Source organism: Cupriavidus gilardii (assembly GCF_008801915.1).
GTDB lineage: Bacteria > Pseudomonadota > Gammaproteobacteria > Burkholderiales > Burkholderiaceae > Cupriavidus > Cupriavidus gilardii.
Genome location: NZ_VZOV01000001.1, coordinates 77579 through 93037, shown reverse-complemented (window position 1 = coordinate 93037; position 15459 = coordinate 77579). Strand labels below are relative to the sequence as shown.

Annotated in this window: 7 protein-coding genes; 6 read left to right on the top strand and 1 reads right to left on the bottom strand. The window is 70.1% G+C overall.

The window, feature by feature from the left end:
* Positions 1 to 63: 63 nt before the first annotated feature.
* The 6 genes from F7Q96_RS00365 to F7Q96_RS00340 all read left to right on the top strand — a co-directional run bounded on the left by F7Q96_RS00365 (position 64) and on the right by F7Q96_RS00340 (position 14016).
* Positions 64 to 3402, top strand: coding sequence for an alpha-1,4-glucan--maltose-1-phosphate maltosyltransferase (locus F7Q96_RS00365; RefSeq protein WP_053824229.1), 3339 nt, complete (start codon positions 64 to 66; stop codon positions 3400 to 3402).
* Positions 3399 to 6824, top strand: coding sequence for a maltose alpha-D-glucosyltransferase (gene treS / locus F7Q96_RS00360; RefSeq protein ID WP_151021886.1), 3426 nt, complete (start codon positions 3399 to 3401; stop codon positions 6822 to 6824). The genes F7Q96_RS00365 and treS overlap by 4 nt, the downstream gene beginning before the upstream one ends.
* A gap of 9 nt (positions 6825 to 6833) precedes the next feature.
* Complete coding sequence (glgB, locus tag F7Q96_RS00355; protein ID WP_082371795.1) at positions 6834 to 9101, top strand: 1,4-alpha-glucan branching protein GlgB; 2268 nt, start codon at positions 6834 to 6836, stop codon at positions 9099 to 9101.
* Between the two features lie 11 nt (positions 9102 to 9112).
* A complete protein-coding gene (gene glgX / locus F7Q96_RS00350; protein WP_053824230.1) occupies positions 9113 to 11242 on the top strand; it encodes a glycogen debranching protein GlgX in 2130 nt (709 codons plus the stop codon).
* A gap of 75 nt (positions 11243 to 11317) precedes the next feature.
* Positions 11318 to 13522: a 4-alpha-glucanotransferase gene (gene malQ, locus F7Q96_RS00345; RefSeq protein WP_053824231.1), complete on the top strand. Its 2205-nt coding sequence runs from the start codon at positions 11318 to 11320 to the stop codon at positions 13520 to 13522.
* Between the two features lie 128 nt (positions 13523 to 13650).
* The gene (locus tag F7Q96_RS00340) at positions 13651 to 14016 is read left to right on the top strand and encodes a response regulator (RefSeq protein WP_144425974.1); all 366 of its coding nucleotides are present in this window, start codon (positions 13651 to 13653) and stop codon (positions 14014 to 14016) included.
* Between the two features lie 7 nt (positions 14017 to 14023).
* Here F7Q96_RS00340 and F7Q96_RS00335 read toward each other — a convergent pair whose 3' ends face one another.
* Positions 14024 to 15043 carry a DNA topoisomerase IB gene (locus F7Q96_RS00335; protein ID WP_151022023.1) on the bottom strand — a complete coding sequence of 340 codons (1020 nt, stop codon included), beginning with the start codon at positions 15041 to 15043 and terminating at the stop codon, positions 14024 to 14026.
* Between the last annotated feature and the right edge of the window lie 416 nt (positions 15044 to 15459).

Below are 15459 nucleotides of genomic sequence, written 5' to 3'. Positions count from 1 at the left end.
GGTATATTGGCACGCGCTTCGCATCAGTGCCCGGACTGTCCATCGCCTCCGACGAGCCAATCCGTGCGCATCTGCCAGATCGATCCGAATGTTGTCCACCAGGCCAATGACGGCACCCTCGGGGCCCTGGCCCGGGCCAAGGCGCTCGGCTTCGATCATGTGCTGCTGACAGGCGCCTCCGCGCTGCATACCCCGCCCGAGACACTGGCCGCGCTCGCCGCCCACTGCCGGGCGCAAGGGCTCGCCTGCCTGCTCGAACTGGCGCTGGACCGCTATCCCGACAGCGCCGCGCCGATCGATCCGCTCTGGCGGCACGACGGCGCGATGCCCGATCCGCGCGACACCGACAACCATCTGCCGGGCGCACGGCTGCGCTGGCACGACGAAGGGGTCGCCGCCGCGCTGGTGTCGTGGTGGACCCAGCGGCTGCAGGGGCTGGCCGAGCTCGATATCGCCGGCTATGTGTGCCGGGCGCCGGCCCGCGTGGCGGGACGGCACTGGGCCAGGCTGAGCGCCGCGTTGAAGGGCACCAGTGACACAAGCACGGGCGGCAGCCACACGGGCGCACGGCGCCCGCCGCTGATGCTGGCGTGGACGCCCGGCACCAGCCCGGCGCAGCTGGCCGATCTGAGCGGCGGGGGCTTCGATGGCGCCTTCTGCTCGCTGCCGTGGTGGGACTACCGCAGCCCCTGGCTGGCCGAGGAAATCGCCCGGCTGCGCCCCTTCGGCGCGGTGCTGGCGGCGCCGGCGATCCAGGCCCGGGGCCTTGACGCGCTGGCCGCACGGCGCGCGCTGTGGACCGCGGCAGCGCTGGGCGACGGCATCCTGGTGCCCGCCGGCTTCGAATGCGGCGGCGGCGATTGCGAGGACGACCCTCCGCGCGACCAGCCCGACGACCGGCCCGGCCTCCGCGATGGCGATGGGGATGCCGACCCGGGCCTGAGCTACGACCTGTCGCACGAACTGATCCATGCCAACGCCTGGATCGCCGCGCGCGGTCCGGCTCCTGCGCTGGCCGTGCGCCAGCTGAGCGGCGCCGATGGCACGCTGATCGCGCTGGCGCGCTTGCCGATTCCCGCCGCCGGCGCGCCGCTGCCGCTGGCCATCGTGATCAATCCCGATACGCAGCAGCCGGCCAGCCTCGGCGCCGATCGCATCCTCAGCGCCCTGCCGCATGGCGCGGGCACGCTGCTGGCCGCCGACGGCGGACCGGGCGGCGGCGTCGAGGCGGGCACGCTGCTCGATGCGCTGGACATCATCACGCTGGCTCCGGCCGGCGTCCAGCTGTTCCATGCCGCCCCGTCGGCGGCGCTGGCCGAGCCGGCCCGGCGCGAGGGCAAGCGCTTCGGCGCCTCGGTGCGCGCCGCGCTCGAACGCAGCGTCGCCGCCGCCGTGCAGGCGCCGCGCATCGCCATCGAAAACGTCGCCCCGGCCTGCGACAACGGCCGCTTCGCGGTGCGCCGGGTGACCGGCGAGCGCGTCGAGGTCAGCGCCGATATCTGGATGGACGGCCACGACAAGCTCGCCGCCGTCGTGCTGTGGCGCGGCCCCGGCGAGGAAAGCTGGCACGAGGCGCCGATGGTGCCCACCGTCAATGACCGCTGGGTCGGCAGCTTCGCGCTGACCGCGCTGGGCCGGCACGAATTCACCGTCGAGGCATGGCACGATGCGTTTGCCACCTGGTGCGACGAGGTCAACAAGAAGAAGCAGGCCGGCGTCGACGTGACGCTGGAAATCGAGGAAGGCGCGCGCCTGGTCGCCAATACGTTGCGGCACGGCCGCAGCGGTGAGCGCGAAGCATCGCGCGCACTGCGCGACGTCGCCGCGCAGCTGGAGGCGGCCGCCGGCGACGACCTGCGCCGGCTCGAGATCCTGCTGTCGCCGCATACCCGCACGCTGATGCAGGCAGCCGACCCGCGCCACTTCGCCACGCGCCATCCGGTCGCGATGCCGGTCGAGGCGGACCGGCTGGCGGCGCGCTTCGCCAGCTGGTACGAGCTGTTTCCGCGCTCGCAGAGCGGCGATGCCGAGCGCCACGGCACCTTCGACGACGTGATCGCGCGCCTGCCGGCCATCCGCGCGATGGGCTTCGACGTGCTGTACTTTCCGCCGATCCACCCGATCGGCCATGCCAACCGCAAGGGCCGCAACAACAGCCTGCGGGCCGCACCGGACGATCCGGGCAGCCCGTACGCGATCGGCTCGCCCGAGGGCGGGCACGACGCGATCCATCCGCAACTGGGCACCATCGAGGACTTCCGCCGGCTGCGCGCGGCCAGTGCCGAAGCGGGGCTCGAGCTGGCGCTCGACTTCGCAATCCAGTGTTCGCCCGACCACCCGTGGCTGCGCGAGCATCCCGAATGGTTCGCGCACCGGCCCGACGGCTCGCTGCGCTATGCGGAAAATCCGCCGAAGAAATACGAGGACATCGTCAACGTCGACTTCTACGCCAAGGGCGGCGCCGCACCCGCGCTATGGATCGCGCTGCGCGACGTGGTGATGTTCTGGGTCAACGAAGGCGTGCGCATCTTCCGCGTCGACAACCCGCATACCAAGCCGCTGCCGTTCTGGGAATGGATGATCGCCAACGTGCGCGAGCGCCATCCCGACACCATCTTCCTGGCCGAGGCCTTCACGCGGCCGAAGATGATGGCGCGGCTGGCCAAGCTGGGCTTCAGCCAGTCGTACACCTACTTCACCTGGCGCAACCACAAGCGCGAGCTGATCGAGTACATGACCGAGCTGACGCGCACGCCGCTGCGCGAATACTTCCGCCCGCACTTCTTCGTCAATACGCCGGACATCAATCCCTACTTCCTGCACGACTCGGGGCGGCCCGGCTTTCTGATCCGCGCCGCGCTGGCAACGCTGCTGTCCGGGCTCTGGGGCATGTACAACGGCTTCGAGCTGTGCGAAGGCACGCCGCTGGTGGTCAACGGCGTGACCAAGGAGGAGTATCTCGATTCGGAGAAGTACCAGCTGCGCGCCTGGGACTGGAACCGGCCCGGCAATATCGTTGCCGAGATCACGCGGCTGAACCAGATCCGCGCCAGCCATCCAGCGCTGCAGAACCACCTCGGCCTGCGCTTCCTGCATGCCAGCGACGACGCGGTGCTGTACTTCGCGCGCTATGTGCCGACCTCGCACGACCCGGACGCGGGCTTCGGCGACGACGTGCTGCTGGCCGCGGTGAACCTGGACCCGCGCGCGGTGCGCGAGGCCGATATCGAACTGCCGCTGTGGGAGTGGGGCCTGCCCGATCACGGCGCGCTGGCCGCCGAGGATCTGATGCACGGCCATCGCTTCCAGTGGCAAGGCAAGCATCAGCGCATCCGGCTCGATCCGCACGCGCTGCCGTTCGCCCTGTGGCATGTCAAGCCAAGACGCGAGGAGTCTGCATGAAGCGCCTCTCCGAGCGCGGCAGCACCGCGCTGCTGAACGCCGATCCGCTGTGGTACAAGGACGCGGTCATCTACCAGCTGCACATCAAGTCGTTCTACGACGCCAATGGCGACGGGGTCGGCGACTTCGCCGGGCTGCTGGCGAAGCTCGACTACCTGGTCAGCCTCGGCGTCGACACGATCTGGCTGCTGCCCTTCTATCCGTCGCCGCGCCGCGACGACGGCTACGACATCGCGGACTACCGCAATGTCCACCCGGAATACGGCACGCTGGCCGAGGCGCGGCGCTTCATCGCGGCGGCGCATGCGCGCGGGCTGCGCGTGATCACCGAGCTGGTGATCAACCATACCTCCGACCAGCATCCGTGGTTCCAGCGCGCGCGCCATGCCAAGCCAGGCTCGGCCGCGCGCAATTACTACGTCTGGTCCGACACCGACCAGGCCTACAGCGGCACGCGCATCATCTTCTGCGATACCGAGAAGTCGAACTGGAGCTGGGACCCGGTGGCCGGGGCCTATTTCTGGCACCGCTTCTATTCGCACCAGCCGGACCTGAACTTCGACAATCCGCTGGTCTTGCGCGACGTGCTGTCGGTGATGCGGTTCTGGCTCGATATGGGCATCGACGGGCTGCGGCTCGACGCCGTGCCCTATCTGGTCGAGCGGGAGGGCACCAGCAACGAGAACCTGCCCGAGACCCATGCGGTGATCCGCCAGATCCGCAAGCATCTGGACGACCACTACCAGGGGCGGCTGCTGCTGGCCGAGGCCAATATGTGGCCCGAGGACGCGCAGCAGTACTTCGGCGGCGCGCCGGCCACCGGCGAGCGGCCCGCGCACGGCGACGAATGCCACATGGCGTTCCACTTCCCGCTGATGCCGCGCATGTACATGGCGATCGCGCGGGAGGACCGCTTTCCGATCACCGACATCATCCGCCAGACGCCGGAAATTCCGCCGAACTGCCAGTGGGCAATCTTCCTGCGCAACCATGACGAGCTGACGCTGGAGATGGTGACCAGCAGCGAGCGCGACTATCTGTGGGAGGTCTATGCGTCGGACCGCCGCGCGCGCATCAACCTGGGCATCCGCCGCCGGCTGGCGCCGCTGATGGAGCGCGACCGGCGCCGCATCGAGCTGATGAACAGCCTGCTGTTCTCGATGCCCGGCACGCCGGTGATCTACTACGGCGACGAGATCGGCATGGGCGACAACATCCACCTGGGCGACCGCGACGGCGTGCGCACGCCGATGCAGTGGTCGCCGGACCGCAACGGCGGCTTCTCGCATGCCGATCCCGAGCGGCTGGTGCTGCCGCCGCTGCAGGGCCCGCTGTATGGCTACGAAGCCGTCAATGTCGAGGCGCAGTCGCGCGACACCCATTCGCTGCTCAACTGGATGCGCCGCATGCTGGCGCTGCGGCGCCAGCACCGGGCGTTCGGCCGCGGCAGCTTCCGCTTCCTGTTCCCCGGCAACCGCAAGATCCTGGCCTATCTGCGCGAATACGAGGGCGAGCACATTCTTTGCGTGGCCAATCTGTCGCGCGCGCCGCAGGCCGTCGAGCTGGACCTGTCCGAGTTCGAGGGCCGGGTGCCCGTCGAGATGCTCGGCGCGACCCCGTTCCCGGCAATCGGCCAGCTGACCTATCTGCTGACGCTGCCGCCCTATGGCTTCTACTGGTTCGTGCTGTCCACCGAGGCGCAGCCGCCGTCCTGGCACGTCGACGCGCCGCAGCAGATGCCCGAGCTGATCACGCTGATCATGCAAAACACCGCGCAAGCCGACCTGACCGAAGCGTCGCGTCGCATCCTGTCGAACGAGGTACTGCCCGATTACATCGCGCGGCGCCGCTGGTTCGGCGCCAAGAGCGAGAAGATCCAGGGCGTCACCATTGCCTATGCGGTGCCGTTCGGCGCCGCCGCGCCCGGCGAAGCGATCTATCTGTCCGAGGTCGAGGTCGCGCTGCAGGGGCGCAGCGAGTGCTACCAGCTGCCGGTCAGCGTGCTGTGGGACCACGACGCGCCCGGCGCGAGCGTGCCGCAACTGGCGCACGGGCTCGCGATGGCGCGCGTGCGCCGCGGCAGCCGGGTCGGCCTTGCGACCGACGGCTTCGTGGTCGAACGCTTCGCCCGCGAGGTCGTCAAGGCGCTGCGCGCCGGCACCGAGATCGCCACGCCGCACGGGCAGATCCACTTCCGGGGCGGCCCGGGCCTGGCGGCGCTGGCGCTGGAAGACGATCCGGTCCAGTGGATGTCGGCGGAGCAATCGAACAGTTCCCTGTCGTTCAACAACTCGGCGGTGCTCAAGCTGGTGCGGCGCGTCTCCGGCGGCATCCATCCGGAAGCCGAGATGACGCGCTATCTGACCGAGCAGGGCTATGCCAACGCCGCCGCGCTGCTCGGCGAAGTGGTGCGCACCGGCGCCGACGGTACGCCGCATACGCTGATGCTGCTGCAGGGCTACATCCTGAACCAGGGCGACGGCTGGAACTGGACGCTCGACTATATCGGCCGCGCGATCGACGATGCGCTGCCGATGGAGAACGAGAACGGCGACGACGAGTTCACCGAAGCGATGCATGGCTTCGCGGCGATGGCGGCGACGCTGGGCCGGCGCCTGGCCGAGCTGCACGCGGTGCTGGCGCGGCCCAGCGAAGACGAGGCCTTCGCGCCGGTGCCGGCCGGCGAGGCGCAGGTACGGGAGTGGACCGACGATGCGATGGCCGCGCTGAACACCGCGCTGCAGCTGATGAGCGCCGGCGCCGGCCAGCCGCCGCAGGGCGCGATCGGCGAGCGCTACCGCGCCGACGTGCAGGCGGTGCTCGACAGCCGCGAACGGTTGCCCGAGCTGGTCGCCGCGCTGGCCGCGGCGGCACCGGGCAGCCTGCAGACGCGTATTCACGGCGACCTGCACCTGGGCCAGGTGCTGATCGCGCAGAACGACACCTACATCATCGACTTCGAGGGCGAGCCGGGCCTGCCGCTGGCCTACCGCCGCCGCAAGACGTCGCCGTTGCGCGACGTGGCCGGCATCCTGCGCTCGTTCGACTATGCCGCCGCGACGGTCGGCACCGACCGCAGCGAGCGCACGCATTCGACGCTGCCGCCTGCGCAGGCGGAGCGGCGCGAAGGCCTGCTCGAGCGCTTCCGCCAGACCGCCACCGAGGCCTTCCTCGGCGGCTACCGCGAGGTGGCCGAGACCGCGCTGCACCCGTGGGCCGCTCCCGGCCAGATGCAGCCGCTGCTCGACCTGTTCCTGCTCGAGCGCGCCGCCTACGAGGTCAAGTACGAGGCCGACAATCGGGTCACCTGGATCGACCTGCCGGTGCACGGACTGGCGCGGCTGATCCGCACGCTGACCGGCGCGCCCGCCGGCACGGCCGCGCCCCCGCCGGCCTCGCCGCCTCCCGCCCCTCACGTCTGAGACGCAATCATGGCCACGACGACTTTTTCCGGCCCCGCGTCGACGCGGGGCCCGCACGGGCAATCGGAACACACCGCCGCCCAGTTCGACGCCCTGCTGGGCGCGCGGCATGCCGATCCGTTTTCGCTGCTCGGCCCGCACCGGGAGGGCGAGCGGATGGTGGTGCGTGCCTGCCTGCCCGGCGCGCAGTCGGTCGCGCTGGCCGACAACGCAGGCAACGCGATCGGTCCGATGCAATGCATCCACGCCGGCGGCATCTTCGCCGGCACGCTGCCCGACAAGCTGGGCCGCCGCGATTACCGGCTCGATATCACCTGGGGCGACGGCACCCGCCAGCTGAGCGCCGATCCGTATTCGTTCGACCTGCTGCTCGGCGAGCTGGACCTGCACCTGATCGGCGAAGGCCGGCATTTCGAGCTGGGCCGCTGCCTGGGCGCGCAATGGATGACGGTCGATGGCATCGAGGGCGTGCGCTTCGCGGTGTGGGCGCCTAACGCCAGCCGCGTCTCGGTCATCGGCGACTTCAACGGCTGGCATCCGGCGCGCCATCCGATGCGGCTGCGCTATGGCGCCGGCGTGTGGGAGCTGTTCGTGCCGGCCGGACTCGGCGTACAGCCCGGCAGCCGCTACAAGTTCGACCTCAGCGACGCCAATGGCCATCCGCTGCCCGACAAGGCCGATCCGCTGGCGCTGGCGACCGAGCTGCCGCCCGGCACCGCGTCGGTGGTCACGCAGACCGGCGTGTCGGCACCGCCGTTCGGCTGGACCGACCAGGCCTGGATGAGCCGCCGCTCCAGCCAGGACCCCTATTCGGCGCCGATGTCGATCTACGAGGTCCATGCCGGCTCGTGGCTGCGCGAGGTCAACGATCCTTCGCGCGGATGGGAGATCCTGGCCGAACGCCTGATTCCGTATGTGCGCGACCTGGGCTTTACCCATATCGAGCTGCTGCCGATCACCGAGCATCCGTTCGGCGGCTCGTGGGGCTACCAGCCGCTGTCGCTGTTCGCGCCGACCGCGCGCTTCGGGCCGCCGCAGGCCTTCGCCGCCTTCGTCGACCGCTGCCACGAGGCCGGCATCGGCGTGATCCTCGACTGGGTGCCCGCGCATTTCCCGACGGACCCACACGGCCTGGCGCAGTTCGACGGCACCGCGCTGTACGAGCACCAGGACCCGCGCGAAGGTTTCCATCAGGACTGGAACACGCTGATCTACAACCTCGGCCGCAACGAGGTGCGCGGCTTCCTGCTGGCCAGCGCGCTGCACTGGCTGCGCGAATTCCATATCGACGGACTGCGGGTCGACGCAGTGGCCTCGATGCTGTATCGCGACTACAGCCGCAAGGCCGGCCAGTGGGTGCCGAACCGCTTTGGCGGACGCGAGAACCTGGAAGCGGTGTCGTTCCTGCGCGAGCTGAACACGGTGGTGCGCGAGCGCTGCCATGGCGCGATGACGATCGCCGAGGAATCGACCGCGTGGCCGGGCGTGACCGTGCCGGTCGACAGCGGCGGGCTGGGCTTCACCTTCAAGTGGAACATGGGGTGGATGCACGACACGCTGCGCTATCTGTCGCACGATCCGGTGCACCGCGCCTGGCATCACCAGGACATGACCTTCGGCATGGTCTACGCGTGGTCCGAGGCCTTCGTGCTGCCGCTGTCGCATGACGAGGTGGTGCACGGCAAGGGCTCGCTGATCAACAAGGCGCCGGGCGACCACTGGCAGAAGCTGGCCAACCTGCGCGCGTATTTCGGTTTCATGTGGACCCACCCGGGCAAGAAGCTGCTGTTCATGGGCGGCGAGCTCGCGCAATGGCTCGAATGGAACCACGAGAGCCAGCTCGACTGGGCGCTGCTCGACCATCCCAGCCATCGCGGCATGCAGATGCTGATCCGCGACCTGAACCGCGTCTATCGCGAGCTGCCCGCGCTGCACGCCTGCGACCACGATCCGGGCGGCTTCAGCTGGGTGATCGGCGACGACAGCCATAACAGCGTGTTCGCCTATCTGCGCCGCGCGGCGCCTGACAGCGGCGACGTGGTGCTCGCGGTGGTCAACATGACGCCGGTGCCGCGGCCCGGCTACCGGCTCGGCGTGCCGCATGCCGGGCGCTGGCAGGAGATCGTCAATACCGATGCCGCCTGCTATGGCGGCAGCAATGTCGGCAACGGCGGCGAACTGTTCGCGCAAGCCGAGCCGTCGCATGGGCTGCCCGCCTCGCTGTCGCTGACGCTGCCGCCGCTGGCGACGCTGCTGCTGCGCCATCTGCCCGACTAGGAGGGTCCTGCTTGTCGCGTTCCCCGATCGCCAGCACGCTGCTTCCCGGCAAACCCTACCCGCTCGGCGCCCACTGGGACGGCCTGGGAATCAACTTCGCGGTGTTCTCGGCCAACGCCACCAGGGTCGAGCTGTGCCTGTTCTCGCGCAACGGCCGCAAGGAGCTGGCACGGCTGACGATGCCCGAATGCACCGACGAGGTCTGGCACGGCTATCTGCCGCACGCCGCGCTCGGCACAGTCTACGGCTATCGCGTGCACGGCCCGTACGAACCGCACCACGGCCATCGCTTCAACCCCGCCAAGCTGCTGCTGGACCCCTATGCGCGCAAGCTGACCGGGCCGCTGCGCTGGGCCGATGCGCTGTTCGGCTACCGGCTGCAGAGCCCGCGCGCCGACCTGACGCCGGACCGGCGCGACAGCGCGCCGATGATGCCCAAGGCGATCGTCGTCGACGAAAGCTTTCATTGGGGCGACGACCGTCCCCCGGCTGTGCCGTGGGAGCGCACCGTCATCTACGAGGCGCACCTGCGCGGGCTGTCGATGCGGCGCGACGATCTGCTGCCCCATCAGCGCGGGACCTTCGCGGCGCTGGCCGACCCGCATTTCGTCGACCACCTGCACCACCTCGGCGTGACGACGATCGAGCTGCTGCCGATCCACGCCTTCCTGCAGGACCGCTTCCTGGTCCAGCGTGGTCTGCGCAATTACTGGGGCTACAGCACGCTGAGCTACTACGCGCCCGAACCGGCCTACCTGAGCGGCGGCGAGCTCAACGAGGTCAAGGTCGCGATCCGCCGGCTGCACGCGGCCGGCATCGAGGTGATTCTCGACGTGGTCTACAACCACACCTGCGAGGGCAACGAGCTGGGTCCGACGCTGTCGTGGCGCGGACTGGACAATGCCAGCTACTACCGGCTGGTGCCGGGCGACGAGCGCCACTACATCAATGACACCGGCTGCGGCAACACGCTGAACCTGTCGCATCCGCGCGTACTGCAGATGGTGCTCGATTCGCTGCGCTACTGGGTCCAGTGCTACCACGTGGACGGCTTTCGCTTCGACCTGGGCAGCACGCTGGGCCGCGAGGGCAACGGCTTCGATCCCGGTGCCGGCTTTTTCGACGCGGTGCTGCAGGACCCGGTGCTGTCGCGGGTCAAGCTGATCTCGGAGCCTTGGGACCTCGGTCCGGGCGGCTATCAGGTCGGCAACCAGCCGCCCGGCTTCGCCGAATGGAACGACAAGTTCCGCGACACCGTGCGGCGCTACTGGCGCGGCGACCCCGGCCAGCGCGGCGATCTGGCCGCGCGGCTGACCGGTTCGGCCGATCTGTTCGACCGGCGCCACCGCAAGCCCTGGGCCTCGATCAACTTCGTCACCGCGCATGACGGCTTCACGCTGGCGGACCTCGTCAGCTACGCCTCCAAGCACAACGAGGCCAACGGCGAGGACAACCGCGACGGCACCGACGACAACGCCAGCGCCAACTGGAGCCCCGACGGCACGGTGGAAGGCCCGACCGACGATCCGGCCATCCTTGCCACCCGCAGCCAGGTCGCGCGCGCGATGATGGCCACGCTGCTGCTGTCGCAAGGCACGCCGATGCTGACCGCCGGCGACGAATGGCTGCGCACGCAGCAGGGCAACAACAACGCCTACTGCCAGGACAACGAGTTGTCGTGGCTGAACTGGGACGAGGCACGGACGCCCACCGGGCGGGGCATGGTCGAGTGCGTGCGCCGGCTGCTGGGCCTGCGCGCGCGGCTGCCCGCCTATGCCGAGCGCCACTTCCTGCACGGTCGTCAGGAATTCGCACCGGGACTTCACGATATCGGCTGGTTCGGCGTCGACGGCCAACCGCTGACACCCGAACAGTGGTCCAATCCCGAGGAGCGGACGCTGGCGCTCAGGCGCGCGACGCGCGACGCCAACGGCCAGGTCCATGTGACGGTGCTGCTGCTGAACGCCGGCACCGAGCCGGTCGAATACCAGCTGCCGCCGCCGGCGCTGATCTGGTCCCGGTTGTTCGACAGCGCCCGGCCGGAGTTGCCCGAAGCGCCGCTCGATCACCCGGTCCAGCCTGTCGCGCCGCATGCCGCGGTGCTGCTGGCCGCCACGCTGGCGCCGTCGGGGCCGTCGTAGCGGACGGACCCGGTTCAACGGCCATCCTTGCCATCGTCCGCCATCCCGACCAGCCAGCCACAAAGGAGTCTCACCATGCCGCGCCAAGCCAATCCCGATGCCGCGCTCGCATCGCTGCATCTGCTCGCCCAGCGCGCCGGCCTGCTGGTCCATTGGCAGGACGCCCAGGGACGCGAACGCGTGGTCCCCGAGGCATCGCTGCGGGCCGTGCTCGAACGGCTGGATCTGCCGTGCAGGACCATCGGCCAGTGCGAGGCCTCGCGTGCCCGGATGCTGGCCGACGATGCCGCCACCGCGCTGGCGCCGCTGTTGACCGCCGACCAGGGCAAGCCGATCCGCGTGCCGCTCGTCCATACCCGGCAGGAGCAGCCGTTCCGGCTCGAACTGGAAGACGGCAGCGTGCAGACCGGCGTCGCGCGGCGCGATGCGCATGGCGCGCTGATCGTCCCCGCGGTGCAGAGCCATGGCTATCATCGGCTGCTGATGGGCGATGTCGAGGTAAAGGTGGCGGTCGCGCCATTGCGCTGTTTCGGCGTGCAGGACGCGCTGCGCGGCATCGGCCTGTCCGAGCAGGAGCGGATCAGCCGCAAGCCCTGGGGCCCGTCAGTACAGGTCTACGGGCTGCGCCGCGGCGCGCCGGCCGGCATCGGCGATCTGAGCGCGCTGGCGATGTTCGCCGAGGCGGCCGCCCGCGAAGGCGCCGACGCGGTCGCCATCAGTCCGCTGCACGCCGGCTTTGCGGCCTTTCCCGAGCGTTACAGCCCATACTCGCCGTCCAGCCGGCTGTTCCTGAACGTGCTGTACGCCGATCCGGCGCCGGTGTTCGGCCAGGCGGCGGTGGCGCGCGCGATCTCGGCGCTGCAGCTGGGCGGGCTGATGCAGACGCTGGAATCGAAGGCCGAGATCGACTGGCCGGCGGTCGCGCAGGCACGGCTGAAAATCACGCGCTGGCTGTGGGACCACCGCGACCAGTTGCTGCCCGCGGACGCCGCCGACGATCTGGCCAAGTTCCGCGCCAATGGCGGCACGCCGCTGCTCGCGCACGCTGCCTTCGAAGCGCTGCAGGCCCAGCACGTGGCGCAGGCCGGCACCCGCGCCGAGCTGCAGGTGGCCGGCGACTGGCGGCGCTGGCCCGTCACGCATCGCTCGCCGCAGGACGCGGCGCTGTCGGCCTTCGCCAGCGCCTTTCCCGACGAGATCGGCTACCACGTGTTCCTGCAATGGCTGGCCGACGACGGCCTGCGCGCGGCGCAGCGCAGCGCGCGCGATGCCGGCATGGCGATCGGCCTGATCGGCGATCTGGCGGTCGGCACCGCCCCCACCGGCAGCCATGCCTGGACGCGGCAGAACGAAATGTTGCAGGGGTTTTCCGCCGGCGCCCCGCCCGACGTGTACAACGCGCTGGGCCAAAGCTGGGGCATCACGGTGTTTTCGCCGCGCGGCCTGCGCCGGCACGGCTACACCGGCTTCATCGAGATGCTGCGGGCGAACCTCGCGCATGTCGGCGGGCTGCGCATCGACCACGCGCTGGGGCTCGCGCGCGTCTGGCTGGTGCCCGAGGGCATGCCGCCGGAATCGGGCGCCTATCTGCGCTATCCGATGGACGACCTGCTGCGGCTGATTGCCCTCGAGTCGTGGCGCCATCGCGCCATCATCATCGGCGAAAACCTGGGCACGGTGCCGGACACCTTCAACGCCACGCTGGCCGAGCGCGGCATGCTGGGCATCGACGTGCTGTGGTTCGAGCGCGAGCAGCCGGACAAACAGGACAACGGCAAGGCGGCCGAGCCCCCGCCGGCTCCCGCGCCTTTCGTGCCGCCGGAGCGCTGGCCGGCCAACGCGGTGGCGACCTCGGCCACGCACGACCTGCCGACCATCGCCGGCTGGTGGGCGGGGCAGGACATCACCTGGCGCGCGCGTCTGGACCAGCTTGGCCCGGATGTCACCGAGGCAGGCGCGCGCGCCGAGCGCGCCCGCGACCGGCAGGCGCTGTGGCAGGCGCTGTGCGATGCCGGACTGGCCAGGGGCGAGGCGCCCGACCCCGACCGCGCGCCGGTCGCCACGATCCTCGCCTGGCTGTCGCGCACGCGCACGCCGCTGCGGCTGGTGCCCGTCGAGGACTTGCTGGCCGACGTCGAGCAGCCCAATCTGCCGGGCACTACCAGCGGCCATCCGAACTGGCAGCGCCGGCTGCGCTTCGATGTGCAGGCGCTGTTCGGCCAGCCGGGCGTGCAGCGGCGCATCGATGCGCTGCGCACGGGGCGTGCCCCGAAGAGTTGAACGCCGGACGGAAGACCGCACCGTCCGCTGGCGCGCCCCGGTTGCCGCGCGGCGGCAAGCATGACCCTGGCGCGCGGCTTGCATGGCAACGGCGACACCATTGCGATCTGCCAACACAAGGTATCACCGTGCGAACCGTACTCGTCGTCGACGACGATCCCGCCGTGGCTCACGCGATGGCCAGTGCCCTGAGCCGCGCGGGATTTACCGTCGAGTTGGCCGAAGATGGACTGGCCGGCTTCGATGCCGCGCAGCGGCTGCACCCAGCGGTGGTGGTCACCGACTGGGTCATGCCGCGCGGCGACGGTGCCTTGCTATGCCATCTGCTGCTCGGCGACGCGTCGCTAAGTCATACACCGATTGTCGTTTTCACCAGCATCCAGACGCTGCCCGAGGTGCCCAATCCGAACGTGCGTTACTGCCGCAAGCCGTGCGCGCCGGATGCGCTGATCCGCACCATCGACGAGTTGCTCGAGCACAGCGAGCCCTCGTGAGGCCGCGCTAGCCGCGGCCGCCCGCCGCCGCGCCCTGCGCTTCGAGCAACGCCAGCAGCCGGGTCTCATCCATGCTCAGCGCCGCGACGGCGCGACGGCACTGCGCGCAGGCCGCCATCCGCTCGTTCATATAGGCATCGACCACCGCCGGGTGGACATAGCACTGGCGGCATACCGCTACCGTATTGCGCAGGCGCCGGGCCACGATCTTGATCGTCGCGGCGACCGCGCGCTTGCGGGCCGCGTCCGTCTCGGCCGCCGGCGCCTTGCGCAGCTCGGCCAGTGCGTGGACGCTGCCGGCCCAGGTGCGGAAGTCCTTGGCGGTGAAGTCCTCGCCGGCCAGCTCGCGCAGGTACGCGTTGACATCGTCGGAACCGACCTCGCGCAGCTGGCCGTCCTCGTCGCGGTACTTGAACAGGTGCTGGCCCGGCAGGTCCGCGCAGGTGCGCACCAGCCGCGCCAGCTGGCGGTCCTGCAGCGTCACGTCATGCTCGACGCCGCTCTTGCCGGTAAACAGGAAGCGCAGCCGGCTGCCGCGCACCTGCACATGGCGACGGCGCAGCGTGGTCAGACCGTAGGTGCGGTTCTGGCGCGCGTAGCGCCGGCTGCCGACCCGCACCAGCGTCGCGTCGAGCAGCAGCAGCACGGCGGCCAGCACCTTCTCGCGCGGAATGCCGTTGCGCTGCAGGTCGCGCCGGGCGCGCCGGCGCAGCCGCGGCAACGCGCGCCCGAACGCCAGCAGGCGGTCGTACTTGTTTTCGTCGCGCAGCGCGATCCACGCCGGGTGGTAGCGATACTGCTTGCGGCCGCGCGCGTCGCGGCCGGTGGCCTGGATATGGCCGCGCGGATCGGGACAGATCCAGACGTCCTGGTAGGCGGGGGGAATCGCCAGCGCGTCGATGCGGGCGATGGTGTCGCGATCGCGGATACGGGTGCCGTCCGGCGCGAAGTAGGCGAAGCGGCCGCGCAGCAGGCGCCGGGTAATGCCCGGCCCCGTGTCGTTGACATAGCGGACGCCGGGCGGCAGCGCCTCGCGCGCCGCCGTCGTCGTTGCCGCGGTCGCTCCCGTCGATCCTGCAGTCGTTCCTGCTGTCACGCTTTCAGCGGCTGGCGTCGAAGCGCGCATCGTGGCTCCCGTCTCCGCCCTTCCCTGCAGCGCCCTGTCGGTCCGTTGTTGCGCCGTCGTTGCGGCATTGCGGGGGATGGCATTCCGACATTAGTCCGGGGCGGCGCCCGATGCATCCCGCCGCGCGCGCAATCCTTTGTAGGAATGGGATGACATGGGGACAACACGCGCGCCGCCAAATGGGTTCTCCCTCTCCCGCCAGCGGGAGGAGCCGAACACTTCCCTCGTCAGATCTAACCGTTTTCTACAAACTCGCCAATAATTGGCAAGACCTGCCCGGCGCCGATGCCCGTCTGGTCAAGCAAAACGCGCTTACC